General features: G+C 70.2%; 27 protein-coding genes and 1 pseudogene. 12 read left to right on the plus strand and 16 right to left on the minus strand.

Features of this window, described 5'->3' with window-relative positions:
* Positions 1-146: 146 nt before the first annotated feature.
* Positions 147-404 carry a WhiB family transcriptional regulator gene (locus ABT078_RS28235; RefSeq protein ID WP_003953983.1) on the minus strand — a complete coding sequence of 86 codons (258 nt, stop codon included), beginning with the start codon at positions 402-404 and terminating at the stop codon, positions 147-149.
* 316 nt (positions 405-720) lie between these two features.
* A complete protein-coding gene (locus ABT078_RS28240; protein ID WP_351232500.1) occupies positions 721-1689 on the minus strand; it encodes a diacylglycerol/lipid kinase family protein in 969 nt (322 codons plus the stop codon).
* 81 nt (positions 1690-1770) lie between these two features.
* On the opposite strand from ABT078_RS28240, the gene ABT078_RS28245 reads away from it, so the two are divergent.
* A complete protein-coding gene (locus ABT078_RS28245) occupies positions 1771-2196 on the plus strand; it encodes a hypothetical protein (protein WP_351232502.1) in 426 nt (141 codons plus the stop codon).
* Positions 2197-2220: 24 nt separating this feature from the next.
* Here the strand turns inward: ABT078_RS28245 and ABT078_RS28250 are convergent, their stop codons facing one another.
* The 3 genes from ABT078_RS28250 to ABT078_RS28260 form a co-directional block, all read right to left on the minus strand.
* Positions 2221-3159 (minus strand): RNA polymerase sigma factor SigF, encoded by a 939-nt coding sequence (locus ABT078_RS28250; protein ID WP_351232575.1) that lies wholly within the window; start codon positions 3157-3159, stop codon positions 2221-2223.
* A 17-nt stretch (positions 3160-3176) separates the two neighbouring features.
* The gene (locus tag ABT078_RS28255; protein WP_100111349.1) at positions 3177-3590 is read right to left on the minus strand and encodes an ATP-binding protein; all 414 of its coding nucleotides are present in this window, start codon (positions 3588-3590) and stop codon (positions 3177-3179) included.
* Positions 3591-3832: 242 nt separating this feature from the next.
* Positions 3833-4093 carry a UBP-type zinc finger domain-containing protein gene (locus ABT078_RS28260; RefSeq protein ID WP_351232505.1) on the minus strand — a complete coding sequence of 87 codons (261 nt, stop codon included), beginning with the start codon at positions 4091-4093 and terminating at the stop codon, positions 3833-3835.
* Between the two features lie 46 nt (positions 4094-4139).
* Between ABT078_RS28260 and ABT078_RS28265 the strand changes: the two genes are divergently transcribed.
* Positions 4140-5741, plus strand: coding sequence for a Na+/H+ antiporter (locus tag ABT078_RS28265; protein ID WP_351232507.1), 1602 nt, complete (start codon positions 4140-4142; stop codon positions 5739-5741).
* Here the strand turns inward: ABT078_RS28265 and ABT078_RS28270 are convergent.
* Together ABT078_RS28270 and ABT078_RS28275 are read right to left on the minus strand one after the other, a co-directional pair.
* Positions 5717-6625 carry a 1-aminocyclopropane-1-carboxylate deaminase/D-cysteine desulfhydrase gene (locus tag ABT078_RS28270; RefSeq protein WP_351232509.1) on the minus strand — a complete coding sequence of 303 codons (909 nt, stop codon included), beginning with the start codon at positions 6623-6625 and terminating at the stop codon, positions 5717-5719. The genes ABT078_RS28265 and ABT078_RS28270 overlap by 25 nt on opposite strands.
* Before the next feature lie 93 nt (positions 6626-6718).
* The gene (locus tag ABT078_RS28275; protein ID WP_351232511.1) at positions 6719-7309 is read right to left on the minus strand and encodes an N-acetylmuramoyl-L-alanine amidase; all 591 of its coding nucleotides are present in this window, start codon (positions 7307-7309) and stop codon (positions 6719-6721) included.
* A gap of 307 nt (positions 7310-7616) precedes the next feature.
* Between ABT078_RS28275 and ABT078_RS28280 the strand changes: the two genes are divergently transcribed.
* From ABT078_RS28280 to ABT078_RS28290, 3 genes are all read left to right on the plus strand, one after another.
* Positions 7617-9050 (plus strand): family 2B encapsulin nanocompartment shell protein, encoded by a 1434-nt coding sequence (locus ABT078_RS28280; RefSeq protein ID WP_351232513.1) that lies wholly within the window; start codon positions 7617-7619, stop codon positions 9048-9050.
* 103 nt (positions 9051-9153) lie between these two features.
* The gene (locus ABT078_RS28285) at positions 9154-10194 is read left to right on the plus strand and encodes a family 2 encapsulin nanocompartment cargo protein polyprenyl transferase (protein ID WP_351232516.1); all 1041 of its coding nucleotides are present in this window, start codon (positions 9154-9156) and stop codon (positions 10192-10194) included.
* Positions 10195-10313: 119 nt separating this feature from the next.
* Complete coding sequence (locus tag ABT078_RS28290) at positions 10314-10916, plus strand: GNAT family N-acetyltransferase (RefSeq protein WP_351232518.1); 603 nt, start codon at positions 10314-10316, stop codon at positions 10914-10916.
* Here the strand turns inward: ABT078_RS28290 and ABT078_RS28295 are convergent.
* Positions 10900-11475, minus strand: coding sequence for a TetR/AcrR family transcriptional regulator (locus ABT078_RS28295; protein ID WP_351232520.1), 576 nt, complete (start codon positions 11473-11475; stop codon positions 10900-10902). The two genes, ABT078_RS28290 and ABT078_RS28295, sit on opposite strands and share 17 nt — an antisense overlap.
* 169 nt (positions 11476-11644) lie before the next feature.
* On the opposite strand from ABT078_RS28295, the gene ABT078_RS28300 reads away from it, so the two are divergent.
* Complete coding sequence (locus tag ABT078_RS28300) at positions 11645-12229, plus strand: dihydrofolate reductase family protein (protein WP_351232522.1); 585 nt, start codon at positions 11645-11647, stop codon at positions 12227-12229.
* Between the two features lie 455 nt (positions 12230-12684).
* Positions 12685-13134: a DUF6304 family protein gene (locus ABT078_RS28310; RefSeq protein WP_351232526.1), complete on the plus strand. Its 450-nt coding sequence runs from the start codon at positions 12685-12687 to the stop codon at positions 13132-13134.
* A gap of 103 nt (positions 13135-13237) precedes the next feature.
* On the opposite strand, the gene ABT078_RS28315 is transcribed toward ABT078_RS28310, so the two are convergent.
* The 3 genes from ABT078_RS28315 to sodN all read right to left on the minus strand — a co-directional run bounded on the left by ABT078_RS28315 (position 13238) and on the right by sodN (position 14634).
* Entirely contained in the window at positions 13238-13693 is a 456-nt protein-coding gene (locus ABT078_RS28315; protein ID WP_351232528.1) for a group II truncated hemoglobin, read from the minus strand.
* A gap of 132 nt (positions 13694-13825) precedes the next feature.
* Entirely contained in the window at positions 13826-14167 is a 342-nt protein-coding gene (locus ABT078_RS28320) for an amidohydrolase family protein (protein ID WP_502981362.1), read from the minus strand.
* A 71-nt stretch (positions 14168-14238) separates the two neighbouring features.
* Positions 14239-14634, minus strand: coding sequence for a superoxide dismutase, Ni (gene sodN, locus ABT078_RS28325; RefSeq protein ID WP_020123534.1), 396 nt, complete (start codon positions 14632-14634; stop codon positions 14239-14241).
* 189 nt (positions 14635-14823) lie between these two features.
* Here sodN and sodX point away from each other — a divergent pair, with 189 nt between their 5' ends.
* Positions 14824-15243, plus strand: a complete 420-nt coding sequence (sodX, locus tag ABT078_RS28330) for a nickel-type superoxide dismutase maturation protease (protein ID WP_351232531.1) — start codon at positions 14824-14826, stop codon at positions 15241-15243.
* On the opposite strand, the gene ABT078_RS28335 is transcribed toward sodX, so the two are convergent.
* A complete protein-coding gene (locus ABT078_RS28335; RefSeq protein WP_351232533.1) occupies positions 15147-15776 on the minus strand; it encodes a CGNR zinc finger domain-containing protein in 630 nt (209 codons plus the stop codon). The genes sodX and ABT078_RS28335 overlap by 97 nt on opposite strands.
* A 90-nt stretch (positions 15777-15866) precedes the next feature.
* Between ABT078_RS28335 and ABT078_RS28340 the strand changes: the two genes are divergently transcribed.
* Entirely contained in the window at positions 15867-16649 is a 783-nt protein-coding gene (locus tag ABT078_RS28340; protein WP_351232535.1) for a class I SAM-dependent methyltransferase, read from the plus strand.
* 77 nt (positions 16650-16726) lie between these two features.
* Here the strand turns inward: ABT078_RS28340 and ABT078_RS28345 are convergent, their stop codons facing one another.
* The 3 genes from ABT078_RS28345 to ABT078_RS28355 are packed head-to-tail and all read right to left on the minus strand — an operon-like array spanning position 16727 to position 19458.
* Positions 16727-17488 (minus strand): amino acid ABC transporter ATP-binding protein, encoded by a 762-nt coding sequence (locus tag ABT078_RS28345; RefSeq protein WP_351232537.1) that lies wholly within the window; start codon positions 17486-17488, stop codon positions 16727-16729.
* Between the two features lies 1 nt (position 17489).
* Positions 17490-18449, minus strand: a complete 960-nt coding sequence (locus tag ABT078_RS28350) for an amino acid ABC transporter permease (protein WP_351232540.1) — start codon at positions 18447-18449, stop codon at positions 17490-17492.
* Between the two features lie 46 nt (positions 18450-18495).
* A complete protein-coding gene (locus ABT078_RS28355; RefSeq protein ID WP_351232542.1) occupies positions 18496-19458 on the minus strand; it encodes an ABC transporter substrate-binding protein in 963 nt (320 codons plus the stop codon).
* A 550-nt stretch (positions 19459-20008) separates the two neighbouring features.
* Between ABT078_RS28355 and ABT078_RS28360 the strand changes: the two genes are divergently transcribed.
* From ABT078_RS28360 to ABT078_RS28370, 3 genes and pseudogenes are all read left to right on the plus strand, one after another.
* The gene (locus tag ABT078_RS28360; protein ID WP_351232544.1) at positions 20009-21235 is read left to right on the plus strand and encodes an NAD(P)-dependent malic enzyme; all 1227 of its coding nucleotides are present in this window, start codon (positions 20009-20011) and stop codon (positions 21233-21235) included.
* A gap of 342 nt (positions 21236-21577) precedes the next feature.
* On the plus strand, positions 21578-22543 hold the full coding sequence (locus ABT078_RS28365) for a zinc-binding dehydrogenase (protein WP_351232546.1): 966 nt from the start codon (positions 21578-21580) through the stop codon (positions 22541-22543).
* A 62-nt stretch (positions 22544-22605) separates the two neighbouring features.
* A pseudogene (locus ABT078_RS28370) lies at positions 22606-23673 on the plus strand (glycoside hydrolase family 5 protein); the annotation flags it as partial.
* Between the two features lie 56 nt (positions 23674-23729).
* Here the strand turns inward: ABT078_RS28370 and ABT078_RS28375 are convergent.
* Positions 23730-24695 (minus strand): PadR family transcriptional regulator, encoded by a 966-nt coding sequence (locus tag ABT078_RS28375; protein ID WP_351232548.1) that lies wholly within the window; start codon positions 24693-24695, stop codon positions 23730-23732.

Genomic DNA, 24695 nt, shown 5'->3' on the forward strand with positions numbered 1-24695 from the left:
AAGCCGGACACAGCAGCGAGCCCCGGACCGTTTCGACACGGTCCGGGGCTCGAACGCTGTGAGTTACTGCTGCGCGCTGCGGCTCGGGGGCGGTGAGTGCGTACTCGCCGTACGCGCCGCCGGGCTCAGGCTCGTAACAGGTGGCGTCAGGCGCTGGCGTTGCGCGCCCGGTTGCGAGCGGCGCGACGCTTCATGGCGCGGCGCTCGTCCTCGCTGAGGCCACCCCAGACGCCGGAGTCCTGGCCGGACTCGAGCGCCCACTGCAGACACTGCTCCATGACGGGGCAGCGGCGGCAGACGGCCTTGGCTTCCTCGATCTGCAGCAGCGCAGGACCGGTGTTGCCGATGGGGAAGAACAGCTCGGGGTCTTCCTCGCGGCAAACGGCGTTGTGACGCCAGTCCATGGCTGCTACCTCTCTTGGTATTACGTGCAGGTTGCTTGTGAATGTGAACGCTTTCACGAATCCCCCCGCAAGGGAAGGGCCAACGCCCAGACGAACTGGCTGCGGTCCAAGATTGAGGAGGGGTTCTGGCTCTCAGGGATGCCGGTTCTGCGGGCCGTCCCGATCGCCATGTAGAGATTCGCAAACCTCGGCGGCGGATACAACCCCTTCCGGAAAGTTTTTTTTGATTCCTCGGTGTCGACTAGGTCACAGCCGTACTTCCATGGGGTGGACCCGCGCCTAAACGTTCGAGTGGAAGGACTTTTGCCCGTTCCGCTCACACAATCACACGCAGTGCACGGCGTACGCCTGTGAACGTCACGCTCGTACGCAGTCCGAGGTGGTCTCCGTCCATCTGGAACGGCAGTGGGACCTTCGAATGCAAGGTGAAGTCCGTCAGGTCGTGAAGCGACGCGACGTGCTTGCCGCGCGGGCCGCGCTCGGGGGTCGAGGTGAGCAGCTGGGTCGCGTAACGGACCAGTGCGGGCGTCGAGAGCCGGCTCAGGGCCATGACGTCCAGGGCGGTGTCGAAGGAGGCGTCGGGGGACGCGTACATCGGACGATTGCCCAGGTAGGTCCAGGGAGAGGTGTTGCAGACGATCGACATCACAAGATCCTTGACCGGCTCCGCGCCGGGGCGCTCCAGCGTGATCGCGCCGCGCCGGCGGTTCGGGTCGTCGAGGAACTGACGGGCCGCCTGGCGTATGTAAAGGGAGTGTGTCGATCTCCTGCCGCGCTCCCGCTGCTGTTCGACCCGGCCGACCACGCCCGCGTCGAAACCGAATCCGGCGCAGAAGGTGAACCAGCGGGGCGGGGCCGCCTCGTCGTCCGTGCCTGGCGTGCCGGACGCCAGTCCAAGACTGACCGTCCGTTCGGTGCGCTGGCTCAGCGCGTCCAGGATCGCGCCGGTCGCCTCCACCGCGTCGTTCGGGAGCCCGAGCGCGCGGGCGAAGACATTCGTGGAGCCGCCGGGGACGACCGCGAGGCGGGGGAGGGCCTCGGGGGCAGGGCCCGTGTGCAGCAGGCCGTTCACGACCTCGTTGACGGTGCCGTCGCCGCCGAGGGCGACGACGAGGTCTATCTCGTCGGAATCGGCCGCGCGCCGGGCGAGGTCGCGGGCGTGGCCGCGGTACTCGGTCGTCACGGCCTCCAGCTTCATCTCGCTGGCGAGGGCGTGGATGAGGACGTCCCGGGTGCGAGCACTGGTGGTGGTTGCTGCCGGGTTGACCACGAGGAGTGCGCGCATGGGCGCCAGCGTACCTACCGGGAAGTACCGCGCCCAGCCCCGGGCCGGAGTGCGGACCTCGGCCGCGGCTACCCTGCTGGGGTGAGCAGTGCTGAGCAGACCCCTGAGTCCCCGCAGTCCCGTCCGGCTCGTCTGACCGCGGCGGCGGCCGTCTGCGGGCTGGAGGCGCTGGCCCTGGTCGCCGGTGGCATCTACATGCTGGTGAGCGGTCTCACGGGCAACCCGGAGAGCACCTCCCAGGCCGAAACGGGCGGCGTCACGCTCATCGCGCTCGGTGTCATCCCGCTGCTGGCGGCGCGCGGGCTGCTCCTGCGCCGCGGCTGGAGCCGGGGGCCGGCGATCATCACCCAGATCATGGCCGTCCCGGTCGCCTGGACCCTCCTGCGCTCCTCCGGCGCCCTCCTGATCCCGGCCGGGATCGCCCTCGCGGTGGTGGCGGTGACGGGCCTCGTGCTCCTGCTCAACCCGGCGACGACCCGGGCGCTGGGCATCCGCACCCGCCAGTAGCCTGCTGGGGCATCCGCACCGCCCCTACTCCTCCACCAGCAGCTTCTCGCGGAGCTGTGCCAGGGTGCGGGCCAGGAGGCGGGAGACGTGCATCTGGGAGATGCCGACCTCCTGTGCGATCTGCGACTGGGTCATGTTCCCGAAGAAGCGCAGCAGCAGGATCCGTTTCTCCCGCGGCGGGAGGTCCTCCAGCAGCGGCTTCAGCGACTCCCGGTACTCGACGCCCTCCAGGGCCTCGTCCTCCGCGCCCAGCGTGTCCGCGACCGCGGGGGACTCGTCGTCAGTGTCGGGGACGTCCAGCGAGAGCGTCGAATACGCGTTCGCCGACTCCAGGCCCTCCAGGACCTCCTCCTCGGAGATCCCGAGGCGCTCCGCCAGCTCGTGCACCGTCGGTGAGCGGCCGTGCTGCTGGGAGAGCTCCGCCGTCGCCGTCGTCAGCGCGAGCCGCAGCTCCTGGAGCCGCCGCGGCACCCGCACCGCCCAGCCCTTGTCGCGGAAGTGGCGCTTGATCTCGCCGACGACCGTGGGCGTCGCATACGTCGAGAACTCGACGCCGCGCTCCGGGTCGAACCGGTCCACCGACTTGATCAGACCGATCGTCGCGACCTGCGTGAGGTCGTCCAGCGGCTCCCCGCGGTTCCGGAACCGCCGCGCCAGGTGCTCGACCAGCGGCAGATGCATCCGCACCAGCCGATTGCGCAGCTCGGCGCGCTCCGGCGACCCCTCCGGGAGTTTGCGCAGCTCGATGAACATCGACCGCGCCTCGCTCCGGTCATTCGCATCGTGGTGCTCGTGCTGCTCGCTCATATGGGCCGCCCGCTCTGCCTGCGCCTGCTCCGCCGAGGCCGATAGGCCATCACGTCCATCCACCACCGGATGCGGCCTGGCCTGCTGCTCCGGGATGCCCGCCGGTGCGTACACCGGCTCCGCCGGAGCAGCACGCCCGCGCTCCTCGTCCCGCACCGGACCGTCCTCGTCCCTCACGCCGGCCCGGGTCCCGCGCCGCGCTGTTTGTACAGACTGATGGCGACCGTACGGTCGTCGGCGACGGAGGAGTCGACCTTGCCGGCCAGTGCCGAGAGCACCGTCCAGGCGAAGGTGTCACGCTCCGGCGCACGTCCGTCGGTCGTCGGAGCCGAGACCGTGACCTCCAGGGAGTCGTCGACGAGCCGGAAGACGCAGCTGAGGACGGATCCCGGGACGGCCTGCTGCAGCAGGATCGCGCAGGCCTCGTCGACCGCGATGCGCAGGTCCTCGATCTCGTCGAGGGTGAAGTCCAAGCGCGCCGCGAGTCCGGCCGTGGCCGTACGCAGCACGGACAGGTAGGCACCCGCAGCGGGCAGCCGGACTTCCACGAAGTCCTGAGTCCCGGGCTCGCCTGCGATCTGGGACACCCTCACCTCCAAGGTGGCACAAGGTCGATCGAGGCCCCAGGAGGACGATCCCGGAGCCGAGTGCTGCGCATCGGTGCGCAGCCGGTACCTGGACTGGCGACGCTATCGCGATCCATGGTGCCGTGTCGCCGGGACCCCTACCCGGCGCTGTCACTCATGGTAAGCCCATGGGCACGCACAGTGGCTAGGGGTGTGCGGGGCCCAATTGAGAGAAACCGGCGGAGGGTTGACGTACCCAGGAGTCAGACGATCGAACCGTCCGCGAAGCACCACCGCCAGCTCTCTCCGGGTTCCATGGTCCGCATCACCGGGTGCCCCGTCTCCTCGGAGTGCTGGAAGGCGTGCCGACCCGCCGAAGAGTCGCAACATCCCACGTGCCCGCAGCTCAGGCAGATCCGGAGCTGCACCGGATGGGTCCCGTCCGTCAGACATTCGGGACACGTATGACTCAATGGTGCGGGCTCGGGGTGCGGCAGGTCGAGAACATGCGGGCACTCGCTCATGATTGCCAGGTTACGACGAGGCCGACGCACGTGAGGGCGATGAGGCATGGACGTGCTGCAGGTGGTTGCGCTGATCGCGGCGAGCGCCGCGATCGCCGGGGTTGCCCGCAGGACGCCGGTTCCGGCGCCGCTGATGCTGGTGGCCGCGGGGCTGATCGCCTCGTACGTACCGGGCATGCCCGACTATGCCCTCGACCCGCACATCGTGCTCCCCCTGATCCTGCCCCCGCTGCTGCACACGGCCGCCCTCGACAGCTCGTACCTCGACCTGAGGGCCAACATCCGGCCCGTCGCGCTGCTCTCTGTCGGCTACGTGCTCTTCGCGACCTTCGCCGTCGGCTGGATCGCGTACCAGCTGGTGCCGGACCTGCCGCTGACCGCCGCGCTGGTGCTCGGCGCCGTCGTCGCTCCGCCGGACGCCGTGGCGGCCACCGCCATCGCCCGCCGACTCGGTCTGCCGCACCGCATCACCACGATCCTCCAGGGCGAGTCCCTGGTGAACGACGCCACGGCGATCACCGCCTACCGGGTGGCGGTGGCCGCGGCCCTCGGCGAGGGGGTGACCTGGGCGGGCAGCATCGGGGAGTTCGCCCTGGCGGCGGTGGGCGGTGTCGCCGTCGGGCTGGTCCTGATGGTGCCGATCCACTGGCTGCGCACACATCTGAAGGAAGCGCTGCTGCAGAACACCCTGTCCCTGCTCATCCCCTTCGTCGCCTACGCGGCCGCCGAGCGTTTCCACGCCTCCGGTGTTCTGGCGGTCGTCGTCGTCGCCCTCTTCCTCGGCCACCGTGCCTGGCAGGTCGATTTCGCGACCCGCCTCCAGGAGGCGGCCGTCTGGAGGATGGTCGCCTTCATTCTGGAGTCGTCCGTCTTCGCGCTGATCGGGCTGCAGCTGCCGTACGTCGTCCAGGGGCTCGGCGCCTACGGGGTGCGGGAGTCGGCGCTGTACGCCCTCGGAGTCTTCGTCGCCGTCGTCGTGGTGCGCTTCGTCTGGGTCTTCCCCTCCGCCTTCCTGCCACGAGTGCTGTCGCGCCGGATCAGGGAACGCGAGCCGGGTGTGACGTGGAGGACCCCCCTGATCGTCGGCTGGGCCGGAATACGCGGTGTCGTCTCGCTGGCGATCGCCTTCTCCATCCCGCTCACGATGGAGGGAGGGGAGCCCTTCCCGGCCCGCAACCTGGTGCTGTTCCTGACCTTCACCACCGTGATCGGGACGCTCGTCGTGCAGGGGCTGACCCTGCCCATGCTGATCCGGGTGCTGAAGCTGCCGCAGCCCGACGCGCAGGCGGAAACCCTGGCCGAGGCACAGGCCCAGAGCGAGGCGTCCCGGGCGGCGGAGGAGCTTCTGGAAGCGCTGCTCGCGGACGAGCGCAATGCTCTGCCGGGACCGCTCGCCGACCGGCTGCGCAGGGTGGTGGAGCGGCGGAGGAACGCCGTCTGGGAACGACTGGGGGCGGCCAATCCCATCACCGGGGAGTCCGCGGACGACACCTACCGGCGGCTCACGCGCGAGGCCATCGAGGCCGAGCGGGAGGTCTTCGTCCGGCTGCGTGACGAGCGGCGGATCGACGACGAGATGATGCGTACGCTGCTGCGGCGGCTGGATCTGGAGGAGGCGGCCGCCTACCGGGAGGGCGCGGAGGACTGAGGGCTGCCTGTGATCACGGCCGCAACGGTCGTTCCCGGAGCGAAGGCGCCCTCTTCGGCGAGAGCGACGAGCGCGTACAGCATCTTGGCGACATAGAGACGTTCGACGGGCAGTTCGTGCCGTGCCTCGAAGTCCTCGGCAAAGGCGACCAGCGCCGGGGTGGTCCGGGCGTAACCGCCGAAGTGGAAGCGCTCGTCCAGCGTCCAGTCGCCCGCGGGGCCGCCGAAGGCGTCTTTCTGCAGGGCGCGCGTTCCGTCGCCGAGGAAGCCCCCTTTGAGCACAGGGATGCCGAGCGCCCGCTGCCCCGGTGCGAGCCCGGCGGCCAGTCCCGCGAGCGTCCCGCCCGTCCCGCACGCCACGACGGCCACGTCGGCCACGCCGCGCAGCTCGCGCCCGAGGTCCGTACAGCCGTGCGCGGCAAGGGCGTTGCTGCCCCCTTCCGGGACCACACAGCAGTCGCCGTACTCGGTCAGGAGGGCGGCCAGCACCTCCGGCTCGGTCTTGCGGCGGTATGTCGTGCGGTCCACGAAGTGGAGCCGCATCCCGTCCGCGGCGCACTGCGCCAGCGAGGGGTTGAGAGGGCGGCCCGCGAGTTCGTCGCCCCGGACGACTCCGATGGTGCGAAAGCCCAGCAGCCGGCCCGCAGCGGCGGTGGCGCGCAGATGGTTGGAGTAGGCCCCGCCGAACGTCAGGACCGGCCTGCCGGCTGCCGCGAGCACGTTCGGGGCGAGCTTGCGCCATTTGTTGCCGGGCAGATCGGGGTGGATGAGATCGTCGCGCTTCAGAAGCAGCCGGACGCCGTGCCGGGTGAAGCGCTCGTCCTCGACCGGCTCCAGGGGGGAGGGGAGCCGGGGGTGCAGGGCACTGAGGTCGAACGCGTTCACCCGGCCATTGTCACGCGCGAGGTCAGGCAGGGCGCTCTCCGGCGGCGGCCGCCCGCGTCACTCCGGCCGCTCAAGGGCGGCCGTACGGGGTTCTCACTTCAGCCGTTCCTCGATACGGGCGCGCATCGACTTCATGGTGAAGCCACGCGGATCGACCTTGCCCGGCTGCCACTCCAGATGGCCGATCACCGAACGGGCCGTCCAGCCGTGACGGCGGCAGACGGCTGCAGCGGCCTTCTCCATGGCCTCCAGCTGGACCGCGGGCCACGGGTCCTTGCCGTCGCCGAGGTTCTCGCACTCGAATCCGTAGAAGTGCCGGTTCCCGTCGGTGTTGGCCTCGTTGTCCGGCGGCAGCGCCCTCTCGGCGATGACGGCGCGCAGGACGTCGTCGTCGCCGAGCCCGGCGTGGTTGGCACGGCCGTAGCCGACCAGATGGACCTTGCCGTCCTTGGCGATGACGCCGTGGCAGAGCGGCCCGGGGAGGGACTCGTAGCCGTCACGGCAGATGCGGACCGTGTTCGCGGTGCCCTTGGTGACCGTGTGATGGATCATCACGCCGTGCACGGGTCCCCAGGGGCCCTTGTGGTTGCGGTTGTGGTGACGCCAGTCGCCGACCTGGACGACCGTGAGGCCCTCGTCGCGCAGGGCGTCGAGGAAGCTGCTCGCGGACATGGGTGGGGCCATGGCCGCCTCCTTTTCGTGGGGGAGCGAGGGTGAGCGGAACGAGTCACTCGTACCGCGCTTGCAACGTGCCATTACCCCAACGCTGTTGGTGGGGTACGCGATTCGCACGGCAGACGAGCCGATCCGGACAGCCGGTCCGGACGACGGGGTCCGGCGGCCGATCCGGTGGTTGGGCCGGGCTGGTGGAAAGCGTGCGGCATGCCCCGCCCGTCTCCGCCTAGTCCCACTCATTTGTGTAATGGCGAGTCGACTCTCCGTGATGGAAGGCTCTTCCTCGCAGGTCAACCCATGATTGCGAGGGAGTCTCATGTCGGTTGGTTCGGTTGGCTCGGTTGGTGACGAGCTGCGCGAGGGCGGCCAGGACCAGACGGTGCCGCAGCAGAGTCTCGGTACTGCCGCCGCGCGGAACCTGGCGACCACCACCAAGTCGGCGCCGCAGATGCAGGAGATCACCTCCAGGTGGCTGCTGCGGATGCTGCCGTGGGTCCAGGTACAGGGTGGTACGTACCGGGTGAACCGACGGCTCAGCTATTCGGTGGGCGACGGGCGCGTCACCTTCGTCCAGACCGCGGGCCAGGTCCAGGTCATCCCGGCGGAGCTCGGAGAACTGCCTCCGCTGCGGGGCTTCGACGACGAGGCGGTGCTGGCCGAGCTGGCTCAGCGCTGCCGGCAGCGGGAGTTCGCCCCCGGCGATGTGCTGGCCGCCGAGGGCGAGGCGGCGGACCGGGTCTTCCTGCTCGCGCACGGCCGTGTGGAGCAGATCGGCACGGGTCCCTACGGCGACGAGGCCGTGCTCGGAGTCCTCGCCGACGGGGCGTACTTCGGGGACCGCTCGCTGATCGACGGAGACGCCGTATGGGACTCGACGGCCCGCGCGGCCACGGGCTGCGTCGTGCTGGAGCTGACCCGGCAGGACGTGCTGAACCTCGCCGAGCGGGCGGAGTCGCTCGGTGCCCATCTCCTCTCGGTGCTGTCGATCCCCCATCAGCGGACCAACAAGTACGGCGAGGCCGCCATCGATCTCTCCGCCGGACATGTCGGCGAAGCGATCGTTCCGCACACGTACGTGGACTACGAAGCGGCTCCGCGGGAGTACGAACTGAGCGTTGCCCAGACCGTGCTGAAGGTCCACAGCCGGGTGGCGGACCTCTACAACCAGCCGATGAACCAGACCGAGCAGCAGTTGCGGCTCACGGTCGAGGCGCTGCGCGAGCGCCAGGAGGACGAGCTGATCAACAACCGGGAGTTCGGGCTCCTGGCCAACTGCGACTACGGGCAGCGGCTGCAGCCGCACGACGGTGTGCCCAGTCCGGACGACATGGACGAGCTGCTCTCCCGGCGGCGCGGCTCCAGGCTCTTCCTCGCCCATCCGCGCGCCATCGCCGCATTCGGGCGCGAGTGCAATCGGCGCGGCCTCGTCCCGGAGAGTGTGGACATCGGCGGGAACCGCATCCCCACCTGGCGCGGAGTGCCGATCTTCCCCTGCAACAAGATCCCGATCTCGGAGGCCAGGACCACGTCCATCCTGTGCATGCGTACGGGCGAGGACGACCAGGGCGTCATCGGACTGCGGCAGAGCGGTATCCCCGACGAGATCGAGCCCAGCCTGTCGGTCCGCTTCATGGGCATCGACGAGCAGGCGATCATCTCGTACCTGGTCACGGCCTACTACTCGGCGGCGGTTCTCGTCCCCGACGCGCTCGGTGTGCTGGAGAACGTCGAAGTGAGCCGCTGGCGCTGACCGGTCGGCCGACAGGCGTACCGACCCTCTGAACCGGCGGGGGCGGCGCCGCTCGTGCCGCCCGCCCCCGCCCCATCCCTCCGCAGAGGAAGAGACCGTGACCATGACCAGCACGGATGCCGCCCCCGACGGCCACGAGGCCGCGGCACTCCTGGAGCGCACCCGTACCGCCGTCAACCCCCGGCTGCGAGACACCGTCGAGTCGCTGCCCGGTTCCATACGCCGTGTCGCCATGTACCACTTCGGCTGGGAGCACGCCGACGGCACCCCGGCCGCCGGGTCGGCGGGCAAGGCGATCCGGCCCGCCCTGGTGCTCGCGACCGCCCGGGCGCTGGGCGGGGATCCGCAGCAGGCCGTGCGCGCCGCGGCCGCGGTCGAGCTGGCGCACAACTTCACGCTGCTGCACGACGATGTGATCGACGAGGATCCGACGCGCAGGCACCGGCCCACCGCGTGGACGGTGTTCGGCACCCCGGCAGCAATCATCGCGGGCGACGCCATGCTCGCCCTCGCCCTCCGGCTGATCGCCGAGGACCGCCATCCGGTGTCCGCCGCAGCCTCCGCCCGGCTCGCCGCCTGCGTCATCGAGCTCTGCGCCGGGCAGCAGGCGGACTGCTCCTTCGAGCAGCGCGACCCTCACGAGGTCACGCTCGACGAGTGCGTCGCCATGGCGACGGCGAAGACCGGCGCACTCCTCGGGTGCGCCTGCGCCCTCGGCGCGCTCTACGCGGGCGCGGGCGAGGACGAGGTCGCCGCGATGGACGCCTTCGGGCGGGAGGCCGGACTGGCCTTCCAGCTCATCGACGATCTGATCGGGATCTGGGGCGACCCGGACCGTACGGGCAAGCCGGCCGGTGCCGATCTGGTCGCGCACAAGAAGTCGCTCCCGGTCGTCGCGGCGCTGAGCTCGGGCACCGCCGCAGGGGCGGAGCTGGCCGAGCTGTACGCACGGCCGATGGACGCCCACACCGTCCGCCGCGCGGCCGAGGCCGTCGACCGCGCGGGCGGCCGGGACTGGGCACAGCTCCAGGCGGCGGACCGGATGGCGCGGGCGGTCCAGCAGCTGTCCCTCGCGGTGCCGGATCTGACGGCGGCCGGGGACCTGCTGTCCTTGGCGGAGTTCGTCACACGCCGGACGCGCTGAGCGTGTGACCGCAGGTGCGCCCGGCGCCCGAAGCAGCAGCACGCCCCGTGGAGCGACAGCCCAGGACCCAACTCTAGGATCACCACGACCAGTTGGCGAGATCCGAGAGAGGTCCGGGCATGGGCGTACAAATACGGCAGGCGGGGGCGGACGACCGCGACACGGTGGCGCGGCTGCTCGACGAGGCGTTCATGGACGACCCGGTGAGCAGTTGGGTCTTCCCCGACGAGGGGCATCGCCGCAAGGTGCACGGCATCTTCATGGGCGTCTTTCTCGACATCGCGCTCGCCGAGGGCCGGGTCGACATGGCCGAGGACGGCACGGCCGCGGCGCTCTGGCTCCATGTGCCCGCCGGTGCGCCCGACGAGGAGGACGACACCCCGGCCCGGATGCGGGAGATCGCGGACCCGGACAACGAGCGCACCGAGCTCATCGGCCGGCTGACCGGCGAGATCCATCCGCACGACAGGGAGCACGAGTATCTGCTGCTCATCGCGGTCTCCCCGGACCGGCAGGGCGAGGGCCTCGGCTCCGCCCTGATCGCGCTCGTACTGGAGCGCTGCGACCGCGACGGTGTGCCCGCCTATCTGGAGGCCAGCAGCGCCCGCAGCAGCAGGCTGTACGAGCGGCTCGGTTTCGCCTTCACGGGCCGCACGGTCGACCTGCCGGACGGCCCGCACATGTGGCCGATGTGGCGGGAGCCGGTCACCTCTCGGGGATGATCCGGGTCACGACGGCCTCCACCAGCTCGTCGAGGTCCCGGTCGGCGAGCACATCGGGCAGCGTGAAGTGCTCCAGCATGAGGCCCGTCATCGCGAGATAGAGCGCGAGGAACGTGTCCGTGTCGCCCGGCAGCCCGGACTCGAGGTGCGAGCGGCGGTTCTCCTCCAGCACGGCGCGGACCGCGCGGTTGAGCTCCGCCTGGAGGGTCGGGCGGCGCGTGGCCTCCAGACGGAGCTCCAGCATCGCGAGATAGCCGGTGCGCTCGGTGGCCATGCGCCGCACCAGCCAGCGCATCAGCTCGACGTAGAGCTCGCGGGTGGGCTGGGTCGCCATGGCCTCGTCGACCTGGACCGGATCGGGGGTCATCCGGACATGGATCCGCGCTCCCGCCTGCGTGAACAGGTCGTCGCGGTTGGCGAAGTAATTGGACGCCGTCCCCGCGGGCACGCCGGCCCGGCTGTCGACGGCACGAAACGTGAGGCCACGCGCCCCTTCGAGGGCGAGCACCTCGATGGCTGCGTCCACGAGGGCGAGCCTGCGCTCCGGGTTCCTGGCCATTTCTGTGCCTGCCTCCTTCTCGACACGCCTTCCGGAAAAGGCCCTTGCACAACCACTACGCATGGAGCACTATATCCGCAGTGGTTTGACGGAGCGAGTCGGGCGGGCCACTGCGACTGACCCCGACAGAGACAACTGCGACTGACCCCGACAGAGACAGAGGACCGGTTTGCGCAAGCTCACGTACTTCATCGCCTGCTCGATCGACGGCTTCATCGGAGACCCGGGTGGCGATGCCTCGTCCATGTTCAGGTACCTGGACGAGGAGTTCCTGGAGTTCCTGAAGACGGAGTATCCGGAGACCGTGTCGGCCGAGGGCCGGCGGCTGCTGAACCTTCGGGACGTGGAGAACAGGCACTTCGACACCGTGATACAGGGGCGCGCCAGCTATCAGCTGGGCCTGGACGCCGGGATGACCAGTCCGTACGGGCACATGCGCGAGTACGTGGCGTCGACCACGATCGAGAAGTCCCCCGATCCGAACGTGGAGATCGTCTCCGGCGACGTGGTCGCCAGGATCCGCGAGCTCAAGGCGGAGGAGGACGGGCTCGGCATCTGGCTCTGCGGCGGCTCGCGCATGGCCGGAGCGCTGCTCGAAGAGATCGACGAGCTCGTGATCAAGACCTATCCGGAGGTGTACGGCTCCGGGATGCCGATGTTCGGCTCCGGCTTCGATGTCACCGCGTTCGCGCTGGACGACGTGCGCGCCTTCGGTAACGGCGTGCTCGTACGGAAGTACAGCAGGAAGCGGTGAGCGGGAAGCGGGGACCGCGCGCACTGTCCGCCGTGGGCGTGCCGACCTATCCTTGACTCATGGGCAGCGAAGGACGTCGGACCGTCCGCCGCCCGCCAGGCCAGTACGTGTGTCCGGCCTGCGGACAGCCTGTCGGTACCGTCATCAAACGGCGCAAGATCCTCGGGGCCTTCGTCCCCGAGTGGGTTCGCGGACCCTGCCACAACCCCGACTGCGGGCACGGCGCCGAGCATGCCGAGGGCGCGGGAGCCGCTGACCTCGCGGAAGGCGGTGGAGGTGCCGGGGCCACGCGGCACGCCAAGGGTTCGGACGGAGAGCCGACCGAGGGCCGGGCCGCGGGTTCAGCCCCTTAACGGGCTCCGAAGGGGAGCCTGTACGGCCGTTCGGGCGTTCGAGGCATTCGAAGGGGTGACCGGCTGTACAGCGGAGCCAGTCATACCGCTACAGTCCGCGCCATGTCATCGGAGTCGACGGAAGTCTGGACCGGCTGGTACCGGGACCGGCGGGGTGCGGAAGCAATCGCGATCACGGTCGCGATAGGCGGGCAGAAAGTACGGACCCGCATCAGGGGAGTTGAGTACGGGGGCACGGGTTTCGACGCCCTGCGCGCGGCGGAGTCGGGCGAAGCCCTGTCCGGCTGCGTACTGGAATGGGATCTGCCGCTGCCGGTCGCCCTGGACGGGTCGGTGCAGCAGGCCACGCTCAGCTGCCTGCTGACGCTCGGCGAACGCGGTGCGGACGGCCGCCCCGAGCGGGTGGATCTGAATCTGACCCTGCACTGCGGCGGTGCGGCGTACGAGTCGGGGATCGCCGGCGGTGATTTCGACGAGGCGCTCCGGCGTATCCGGCGGCAGCTGCCGGAAGGCTCGGAATTCGGGCGGAGGCTGCTGGAGAGCGCTTCCTGACCTGTCCATGGTTCGACGAGGGCGGCACCGAGGAGCACTCCTCGGCGCCGCCCTCATGGGATTGCCGGACCGCGGGCTTCCCGGTCCCGCGAGGAATCCGGTCTCAGGAGTGGCCGTCCCAGCGCCAGCGGGGCGTCGGGCCGGGATCGCCGAGGTCCTCGTCCACGGGCGCGGCCGAGACATCGCGCGCGATCGCGGTGCCCCAGTCGAAGTACTCCATGACGCGCTCCCTCAGCAGCGCGTCGTTCGGGAGCTCCTTGTCCACCGCGGCGCCCATCAGCTCCATCCAGCGCAGCCGCTGCTCCTCGGTGATCGCGAGGCCGAGATGGGCCCGGAGGAGGCCCTGGTGGCCACCGAGCTCCTCGGTGAAGCGTGCCGGGCCCTCGAAGACCTCGGCGAGCCAGACGGCGACATGATCCACATGGGTCGGTGTGAAGTGCGCGAAGACCGGTGCGAGGACGGGGTCGGCGAGCACGGCTTCGTAGAAGGTCGTGGACAGTCGCCGCAGGGCTTCGATGCCGCCCACGGCCTCGTACAGGGACTCGGGACGCTCGGTCATACGGACCTCCAGGGGCCACACGGGCGGTGCGGTGCTCTGCCTCCTGGAGTCAACACGAGCCGGCTCCGCCCCACGGCCGTATCGCCGTACGCGAAAACGACGACACGCGGCCGGAAACGGGCTGACGTGGCGTCAGCGCACCACGCGGCCACGGAGGATGATCCTGGCCGGATGTGCCAGGGCACCGCTCTCGACGGCCGGGTCCGTGTCGTAGGCGACGAGATCGGCGGGTGCGCCGTCCGCCAGGCCTGGCAGCCCCAGCCAGTCGCGAGCGGCCCAGGAAGCCGCACCGAGCGCCGCCTCTGCGGGCATACCGGCGCGCGCCAGCCACGCCGCCTCCGCGGCGACCGTTCCGCACGGGAAGCTGTCCGTACCGGCGAGGACGGTGACGCCGGCCTCGTAGGCCGAGCGGACGTTCGCGAGCATGCCCTCCCAGCCGGTGATCCCGCCGCGGCGGCACACGCACGACCGCACCCGGCCCACCGTATCCGCCGGGCTCGGCGGCGTGGGTGGGCCGGGTGCGGGCAGTGCCTGCAGAAGGCGACTCAGGCCTTCTTGGTCTCCCAGAAGATCTTGTCGATCTGGGCGATGTAGTCCAGCGCCTTCTGGCCTGTGGCCGGGTCCGTCGACGCCTTGGCCGCGGAGAGGGCCTTCAGGGCGTCGTTGACCAGCTGGTGCAGCTCCGGGTACTTCTCGAAGTGCGGGGGCTTGAAGTAGTCGCTCCACAGCACCGAGACGTGGTGCTTGGCGAGCTCGGCACGCTGCTCCTTGATGACCGTGGCGCGGGCCTGGAAGTGCGGGTCGTCGTTGGCGGCCATCTTCTCCTGGACGGCCTTGACCGACTCGGCCTCGATGCGGGCCTGGGCCGGGTCGTAGACACCGCAGGGGAGGTCGCAGTGGGCGCTGACCTTCACCTTGGGGGCAAACAGGCGGGAGAGCATTGAGCTGTCCTTCCTCGTGATCGTCTTCTCAGGTGGGACATTACTCCGTGAGAGGCGGCTTTTCGCGAGAGCCCCCTGGGGCTTAGGCCAAAAGTCCAGGGTGCGTATGGGGCCGCCGACGGAACGTACCGTGGGACCGGGCCGGACCGGGAGGACCGGCCGGGACCGGGACCGGCCTGGAGGTGGACGATGACGGAGCTGGGGCGGGAGCCGATGGCGCCCTTCGGGGTCGCGGAGGTGACGGGGCCCTCCATGTATCCGACGCTGGCGCACGGGGACCGGCTGCTCGTGCATTACGGGGCAGGACTCAGGGCCGGGGACGTGGCCGTGATGCGGCACCCGCTGCAGCAGGACCTGCTGATCGTGAAGCGGCTCGTCGAGCGGCGCGAGGGCGGCTGGTGGGTGCTGGGGGACAACGCGTACGCGGAGGGCGACAGCCGGGTGTTCGGCACGGTGCCCGACGAGCTGCTCCTGGGGCGCGTACGGGCGCGGTACCGGCCGCGCGGCGAGGGTCAGCCGTCGGTGCGCTCCGCGGTGGCCTGGGCGTTCTCCGCGCTGCGGCCCGTGCTCTCCGACCGCTCGGTCTCCAGGCGCTTGCGGGCCCGGTAGGCCGCGACGTTCGCACGCGTCGCACAGCGGTCGGAGCAGTAGCGGCGCGAGCGGTTCGTCGAGGTGTCGAGGTAGGCGTTGCGGCAGGGGGCCGCCTGGCAGAGGCCGAGCCGGTCGACGCCGTACTCGGTGAGATGGAAGGCGAGGCCCATCGCGGCGATCGCCGCGTATCCCGCGGTCGCGTTGGAGGGGTGGTCGGCGAGGTGCATGTGCCAGCGCGGCCGGCCCTCGTCGTCGAGGTAGTCGTGGCCGGAGATCTGCGGACTGACCGGGTACTCCAGGAGCAGCGAGTTGAGCAGGTCGACGGCGTGGGTCTGGTCGCCGGAGTCGGCCGCAGTGAAGACCGCGCGGAGCCTGGCCCGTACGGAACGGAAGCGGGTCACATCCGCGTCGGTGGCGCGGCGGGCGGCCTGGGAGGACGGGCCGAAGAGCTCGCGGACCGCCTCGACCGAGGTGAGCGCGTCCTTGTTGCGAGCCGGTTCCTCGGTGTTGACGAGGCGCACGGCGTAGTCCGAGTAATAGGCCAGTTCCACTTGTAGTCCTTACGGGCGAGGTCTAGTGTCGGCGAGGTCGAGGTAACAGATGCTTTGACTTCGAGGGTATTACGGAGTGGAGGGGTACGGATGGCCGAGACCGCGCCTACCGAGCCGACCGCGGTGACCGGAACCGACTGGCGGGCCTGGCAGGAGAGCTGGGACCGTCAGCAGGAGTGGTACATGCCCGATCGCGAGGAGCGGTTCCGCGTGATGCTGGACATGGTCGAGGCCGTCGCCGGCCCCCAGCCGAGGGTCCTCGACCTCGCGTGCGGTACGGGAAGTATCACGGACCGGTTGCTCAAGCGGTTCCCGAAGGCGGTCAGCGTGGGAGTGGATCTCGACCCGGCCCTGCTGGCCATCGCCGAGGGGTACTTCGCCGGGGACGACCGCGTCACCTTCGTCACCGCCGACCTCACCGACCCGGAATGGACCGCGGCCCTCCCGCACGACTCCTACGACGCCGTCCTCACCGCCACCGCCCTGCACTGGCTCCGCACCGGACCGCTCGCCACCCTCTACGGCCAGGTCGCGGGGCTCGTCAGGGACGGCGGCGTCTTCATGACCGCCGACCACATGAGGGACGACACCACCCCCCGCATCAACGCCGCCGAGCGCGCCCACCGCCACGCCGGAATGGACCGCGCCAAGGCCGCCGGAGCCCTCGACTGGGCCGACTGGTGGGCCCTGGCCGCCAAGGACCCGGTCCTCGCCGGCCCCACCGCGCGCCGCTTCGAGATCTACGGCGAGCACGCCGAGGGCGACACCCCGCCCCTCGACTGGCATGCCGCCACCCTGCGCGCGGCCGGCTTCGCCGAGGCGCGCGGCGTGTGGGCGTCCCCGTCCGACTCCCTCGTACTCGCACTCAAGTAACCGCACGGCCTGCCGCAGGCACGCGAAAGGGCGGGTACGGACACTTCATGCCCGTACCCGCCCTCAGCGGTGTCCTGCTACAGCACCTTGGAGAGGAAGGCCTTGGTGCGGTCGTGCTGGGGGTTGGTCAGGACGTCCCGGGGGTTGCCGGACTCGACCACGACGCCGCCGTCCATGAAGACGAGGGAGTCGCCGACCTCGCGGGCGAAGCCCATCTCGTGGGTGACCACGACCATGGTCATGCCCTCCTCGGCGAGGCTGCGCATGACGTCGAGGACGTCGCCGACCAGCTCCGGGTCGAGCGCCGAGGTGGGCTCGTCGAAGAGCATCAGTTTGGGCTCCATCGCCAGGGCGCGGGCGATGGCGACGCGCTGCTGCTGGCCGCCGGAGAGCTGGGACGGGTAGTTGCCGGCCTTGTCGCCGAGGCCGACCCGGTCGAGCAGGCGGGTGGCGCGCTCGCGGGCCACGGCCTTGGTCTCGCCCTTGACCTGGACCGGGGCCTCCATGACGTTCTCGAGGGCGGTCATGTGGGGGAACAGGTTGAAGCGCTGGAACACCATGCCGATGTCGCGGCGCTGGAGGGCGACCTCGCTGTCCTTGAGCTCGTAGAGCTTGTCGCCCTTCTGGCGGTAGCCGACGAGGTGGCCGTCGACGTGGAGCCGGCCGGCGTTGATCTTCTCCAGGTGGTTGATGCACCGGAGGAAGGTGGACTTGCCGGAGCCGGAGGGGCCGATGAGGCAGAACACCTCACGCGGGGCGACCTCGAGGTCGATGCCCTTGAGGATGTGGGCGGCGCCGTAGGACTTGTGGACGCCCTCGGCCTTCACCATGGCGGTCATGTCACACCCCCCTGGGGCTCTGAAGGAAGCGCAGATTCGTCTTGATCCGCTGCCATGGCGTGGGCGGGAGCTGGCGCAGCGAACCGCGGGCGTAGTACCGCTCGACGTAGTACTGGCCGACGCTGAAGACGCTCGTCAGGGCCAGGTACCAGATCGAGGCGACGATCAGCATCTCCATGATGGCGAAGGAGGTGGAGCCGATGTTCGTCGCCGCCCGGAGCAGGTCGGTGTACTGCACCGCCGACACCAGGGACGAGGTCTTGAGCAGGTTGATGAACTCGTTGCCCGTGGGCGGCACGATCACCCGCATCGCCTGCGGCAGCACGACCCGGCGCATGGTCTTGCCGGTGGACATGCCGAGCGCGTGCGACGCCTCGGTCTGGCCCTCGTCGACCGACTGGATGCCGGCCCGGACGATCTCGGCCATGTAGGCGCCCTCGTTCAGACCCAGACCCAGCAGGGCCACAAGGAACGGGGTCATGACGTCGACCATCTCGTCCTTGTAGAACCCGATGTTCAGGATCGGGAAGATCAGCGCCAGGTTGAACCACAGCAGCAGCTGCACATACACCGGGGTGCCCCGGAAGAACCAGATGTACAGCCAGGCCACCGCGCCCGTGACCGGGTTCTTCGACAGCCGCATGACCGCGAAGACGACGCCCAGCACCAGTCCGATGAGCATGGACAGAACACTGATCAGAATCGTGTTCAGCGCACCCTGGACGATCCTGTCGTCGAACAGGTAGTCCCCGATCGTGGCCCAGCGGATGTCGCCCTGCGCGAACGCGTAGGCGAGCCATCCGAGCAGCACCAGCACGATCACGCCGGACGCCCAGCGCCCGTAGTGCCGTACCGGGATCGCCTTGATCTGCTCGGGGTGAGCCGTGGCGGCTGCTTCCTTGCTCACCGACGAGTCCGCGGGGGGCTCGTCGGCAGGCGTCTTGTCGAACTTGTCAGTCACAGTGACTGCCCTTCAGTGGAACGCTCGAGGCCAGGTACGCCAGGAATCACTTGCCGGCGTTGATGGTCGCCTCGGTCACGGCGCTGTTCTTGACGTCCCACTTCTCCAGGACCTTGGCGTACTCACCGTTCTTGATGATCGCGTCCAGGGCTTCCTTCAGCGCGTCACGCAGCTGGGTGTTGTCCTTGTCGACGGCGATGCCGAACGGTCCGGCCTCCGTCTGGTTGCCGGCGACCTCGAAGTCGTTGCCGCCACCCGCGGTCTTCGCGATGTGCGCGGCGACCGGGTAGTCGTTGAGGTCGGCCACGGCGCCGCCGGACTTCACGCGGGTCTGGGCCTCGGCGTCGGTGTCGAACGCCTCGATCGTGAGCTTGCCCTTGCCGTCCTTCTCGCACTTGGTGGCCTGGGCCTTGAAGGTGTCCTCGTAGATCGTGCCGCGCTGGACGGCGACCTTCTTGCCGCACAGGTCGTCGAGCGAGGTGATCTTCGCCGGGTTGCCCTTCTTGACCAGCAGCGAGACGCCGGAGTTGAAGTAGTCGACGAAGTCGACGCCCTCACCGGTCTTCTTGCCCTTGTCGTCCAGGCCCTCCTGGCGGGCCTTGGTGTCGCTCATGGCGGACATGACGACGTCCTGGCGGCCGGTGTTGAGCGAGGAGATCAGACCGTCGAAGGTGCCGCTGGTGAACTCGAACTTCACGCCGAGCTCCTTGCCGAGCGCGGCGGCGATGTCCGGGTCGATGCCGACGATCTTGCCGCCCTCCTCGAACTCCATCGGGGCGTACGCGGCGTCCGTGCCGACCTTGATGACGCCGGCGTCCTGGTACTTCTTGGGCAGCTTGTCGAAGAGCGGGGCGGTGCTGCCGGCGCTCTCCTTGGTTCCGGTCCCCGATCCCGAGTTCGTCTGGTCACCACAGGCGGTGAGCATCAGGGCACCGGCGACCGCGAGCGCGCCGACCGCGGCGATCCGGGACCTGGCAGCGGTCGTGCGACGGGTGGTGCTTGCGGTCATGATCGTGGTCCTCCGGCAGGTGATGGAGTTGCCCGGCGGTCGCGCACTCCTCTTCGAGTGTCGACCTTGTGTGTTTCCGGCATCTTGCCATTCGGACTAGGCCATTCAGTGGCCTCCGCATGTCAAAATCGGATAACGGGCGACCCCCGAAGTGCTACAGGCCGGTACATCAGGACCGGACCCACTGCATTATCTGCAGCTCTACCTTCCCCCGGCCGGAAAATCTTCGGTCTGTCTCGCCATTTGGACGCGCTTCGTGGCGTTTTTCACCAAATGCCCCTCGCTTGTCACGATAGGTCGATATGCGACAGATCACGGAGCGGCCCGGGGCGGCCTAATGGACTCGTCGGCGGTACCGTCCGTCCGGTAAAAAGGATCCTTACACCCCTCATCCGGGGCTCAGGGCGCGTTGTGCGGCGCGCCCGCGCGTACGTACCTCCCCTGACCGGCGGGCCAACCACCGGCTCAGGGAACGGACGCGGTGCCCGCCCACCCCTCCTCAACCAGGAGTGGCCACCCTCAACTGATGAAGACTTAAGGGGTCAACCACATGGCAGCCGAGATCGTCAACCCCCACAGCGGGAGCGGCACGGAAGCGGAGAGTGTCGCCGGAGAGTCCGGCGAACCCTTCGATCCGGCCTTCGCCCTGCACCGCGGCGGCAAGATGGCCGTCCAGGCCACGGTACCGGTGCGGAACAAGGACGACCTGTCCCTCGCGTACACGCCGGGCGTCGCCAAGGTGTGCACCGCCATCGCCGAGCAGCCGGAGCTCGTCCACGACTACACCTGGAAATCGCAGGTCGTGGCCGTGGTCACGGACGGTACGGCCGTCCTCGGCCTCGGTGACATCGGACCGGAGGCCTCCCTCCCCGTGATGGAGGGCAAGGCGATCCTGTTCAAGCAGTTCGGTGGCGTGGACGCGGTGCCGATCGCGCTCGCGACCACGGACGCGGACGAGATCGTGGAGACCGTCGTGCGGCTCGCGCCGTCCTTCGGCGGGGTGAACCTGGAGGACATCTCGGCGCCGCGGTGCTTCGAGATCGAGCGGAAGCTGCAGGAGCGGCTCGACATCCCGGTCTTCCACGACGACCAGCACGGCACGGCGATCGTGACGCTCGCGGCCCTGCGGAACGCGGCGAAGCTGACCGGGCGGGGTCTCGGTGACCTGCGTGCGGTCATCTCCGGCGCGGGCGCGGCCGGTGTCGCCATCGCGAAGTTCCTGCTCGAGGCCGGGCTCGGGGACGTGGCCGTCGCCGACCGCAAGGGCATCGTCAGCCGCGACCGCGAGGACCTCACGCCGGTCAAACGGGAGCTGGCCGAGATCACGAACCGGGCGGGTCTGACCGGCTCGCTGGAGACCGCGCTGGCCGGCGCGGACGTCTTCATCGGAGTCTCCGGCGGTACGGTCCCGGAGCCGGCGGTCGCCTCGATGGCGCCGGGCGCCTTCGTCTTCGCGATGGCCAACCCGAACCCGGAGGTCCACCCGGACGTGGCGCACAAGTACGCCTCGGTCGTGGCGACGGGCCGCAGCGACTTCCCGAACCAGATCAACAACGTGCTCGCCTTCCCGGGCATCTTCGCGGGTGCCCTGCAGGTGCGGGCGTCCCGGATCACGGAGGGCATGAAGATCGCGGCGGCGAACGCGCTGGCGGACGTGGTGGGCGACGAGCTCGCCGCGGACTACGTGATCCCGTCGCCGTTCGACGAGCGGGTCGCCCCTGCGGTGACGGCGGCGGTCGCCGCGGCCGCGCGCGCGGAGGGCGTGGCGCGCCGCTGACGTTTCCGGGGGCTGCCGCCCCCACCCCCGCAACTGCCCCGGCACGGACACTCGTGCCGGGGCAGTTGCGCGGTGGGCCGAGGTTGCCCGGCGCCGGGGCGGTTGCCGTCGGGGTCCGCTCCCGGGCTCGGTCCTGGACTGTCGGTCCTCACCGCGCTCCGCACGAGCTGCGGGCGCTCGACGCACAGAACACGACCCCTGCGCGTCCCCCTCGGGACCGGCCCCGGTGGTCGGCCGTGCCGCCGTTGGTTTCCGCGTGCAGCCGCCCTGTTGGTCGAACGCGGTGCGCGTCACACCAGTGCGCGGTTCCGCCGCGCAGCGGGCCGTCCTATCGTCAAGGTCATGTTCGCTGCCTACGCCGCCCGTATCGACCGCGACCAGCCGCTGAGCGGCCTTGAGCTGGGCGAACGCCCTGCCCCCGAGGTACGACCCGGCTGGACCACCGTCACCGTCAAGGCCGCCTCACTCAACCACCACGACCTGTGGTCGCTGCGCGGAGTGGGCCTGTCCGAGGACAAACTCCCGATGATCCTCGGCTGCGACGCCGCCGGCGTCGACGCGGACGGCAACGAGGTGGTGCTCCACTCGGTCATCGGCCAGACCGGCCACGGCGTCGGCCCGGACGAGCCCCGCTCCATCCTGACCGAGAGGTACCAGGGCACCTTTGCCGAGCAGGTCGCCGTCCCGGCGTGGAACGTCCTACCGAAGCCGAAGGAGCTCTCCTTCGAGGAGGCCGCCTGCCTGCCGACCGCATGGCTGACCGCGTACCGGATGCTCTTCACCAACGCCGGTGTGCGCCCCGGGGATTCGGTCCTCGTCCAGGGCGCCGGCGGCGGTGTCGCGACCGCCGCGATCGCGCTCGGCAAGGCGGCAGGACTGCGCGTCTACGCCACCAGCCGCGACGAGGCCAAGCGCAAGCGGGCCGTCGAGCTGGGCGCGGTCGACGCCTTCGAGCCGGGCGCGCGGCTGCCGCAGCGCGTGGACGCCGTCATCGAGACCGTCGGCGCGGCCACCTGGTCGCATTCGGTCAAGGCGCTGCGACCCGGCGGCACGCTGGTGATCTCCGGCGCCACGAGCGGCGACCGCCCCTCGCACGCCGAACTGACCAGGATCTTCTTCCTGGAGCTGAAGGTCGTCGGCTCGACGATGGGCACGAAGGACGAGCTGGAGGACCTGCTCGCCTTCTGCGCGGCGACCGGCGTACGACCCGTGATCGACGAGGTGCTGCCGCTGGACCGGGCGCGGGAGGGCTTCGAGAAGATGGAGTCCGGTGAGCTGTTCGGCAAGATTGTCCTGACGAACTCTTGATGGGCCGTCAGACGCGCTGATGGGATCCCCGGCACGTTTCCCGATCGTGCCGGAGGTCGTCCATGCGCCGCCTTCTCGCCGCCCTCGCCTGTGTCCTGGTACCGGCAGCGGGCACGCCCGCCCGGGCGGACATCCGTCCCGGGGACGTACCCCGGCTCACCGACGACCGCGGGCGGGTCCTCACCCTGCGCGGCTGGAACGTCGAGGACAAGATCCACCGCGGCGATGAGGCCCTGTCCGCGATCACCGAGCGGCACTTCCGGGACATGCGGGCCCAGGGCTTCGGCTTCGCCCGGCTGCTGGTCTTCCGGGACGACCTGGAGCCCGTGCGCGGCAGCTTCGGCGAGTCGTACCTGCGCGCGATCGAGCGCGTACTGGACTGGGCGGACAAGCATGGGATCCACCTCCTGATCGACACTCACCAGGACGTATTCGGGCCCGCCTTCGGGCATCGTGGCATCCCCGCCCGGGCCACCCGCACCGACGGCCTGCCGTTCACGCCGCATCGGGACGACTGGTTCGCCGAGTACTTCGAGCCGGCCGTGCAACGCGCCTTCACGCATCTGTACGAGGATCCCGACCTCCGGCGCGCCCAGGCGCGGATGTGGCGCGTCCCGGCCGACCGCTTCGAAGGTCATCCGGCGGTCATCGGCTGCGACCTGATCAACGAGCCGATGGGCGAGCTGCGCGGGGGCGAGGACCTGCCCGCCGCCACCCGCCGTGTCGAGCGCGAGCAGCTCACCGCGGTGTACAACCGGCTTGCGGACGCGGTCCGTTCCGTCGACGGCGACAACTGGCTCTTCGTCGAGCCGACGCCCGTCGTCGGCGAGGGCGTCCCGGCCGGACTCGGGAAGATCGAGGACCCGATGGTCGTCCACGCCCCGGCACTTCTGCAACACCGCGATGGAGGCGGGCGCGGACTACGACCCCGCCGCCGGCTGGACCGAGTCGTACGAGGCCCCTGTCACCGCCTGCCCGAAGACCTACGGGGACCCGGTCGTCGTGGGGGAGCGGGGACCGCTCGACAACTCCCTGCCGAACATGGCCCGTTTCCACCGTGACGCGCCGGCCTCGCTGGGGTGCCACGGCTCGGGGTGGCGGGCTATGTGTGGTGCTACGGCGGTGGGTACACGCCACCCCCCGGGTGAGACACGGCGTCCGGGACTGCGGTGCCGGGTCGGGAGCGTCAGCCCGCGCCCCCGCCACGCAGCAGGGCCGTGATGTGGGCCGCGGCCGTGGACAGATGACGGCGGGCTTCACCCAGTTGGGCCGGTGTCACGCCGTGGTCGCGGGCCGCGTCGCGGATGTCGTCGCGGAAGCGGTCCAGCAGGCGCTCGAGGTCGCGCGCCGGGTCGTCCGAACCCGTCGCGTCCTTCGCCCAGTCGGGGTCCGCCTCGGCCGGCTCCGGCTTGACGTACGGCGGCCATGCCGTGCCCCGCGCCATGTTCCCCAGCTGGGACGTGAGTTCCGAGAGCCCTTCCCGCACCCCTGTCGGCCAGTCGCCCCGCGCGAAGTGGTCCTGGACCTGGTCCTGGACCTGGCGGGCGATGCGCTGGACCTCCTCGCGCGTCCGCTCCTGCGCCTCCTTGGCCTGGCGACGCGCGGTCTGCGCGTCCTCCCGGGCCCGCCGTGACTCGTCCTTCGCCCGGCGCGCCTGCTCCTTCCACTCCTGCTTGGCCCGCCGCAGCTCCTCCTTCGCCGCGCGCCACGTCTCGCCCTCGTCGAAGCCCGAGCCGCCGCCCTCGTGGCCGTCCGCGTCGCCGCGTCGGGTCGCCGAGGCCGCCGCCCGCATCTCGCTGCGCAGCTTCCCCGCCGCACCCCGCACGTCGTCACGGATCTCCGCGGCCAGCTCCGACACGGACTCGCGGATCTCGAGCTCCAGGTCGGCCAGTTCACCGCTGCGCCCGGCGAGCTCGGCGCGCCCGGCGTCGGTGATCGAGTAGACCTTGCGGCCACCCTCGGTGGCGTGTGTGACCAGGCCCTCGGCCTCCAGCTTGGCGAGGCGCGGGTAGACGGTGCCCGCGGACGGTGCGTAGAGCCCCTGGAAGCGCTCCTCCAGCAGGCGGATCACCTCGTAGCCGTGGCGCGGAGCCTCGTCGAGGAGCTTCAGCAGGTACAGACGCAGGCGGCCGTGGGCGAAGACGGGTGGCAT

The sequence above is a fragment of the Streptomyces sp. NPDC002133 genome (genome assembly GCF_040296405.1).
Lineage (GTDB): Bacteria > Actinomycetota > Actinomycetes > Streptomycetales > Streptomycetaceae > Streptomyces.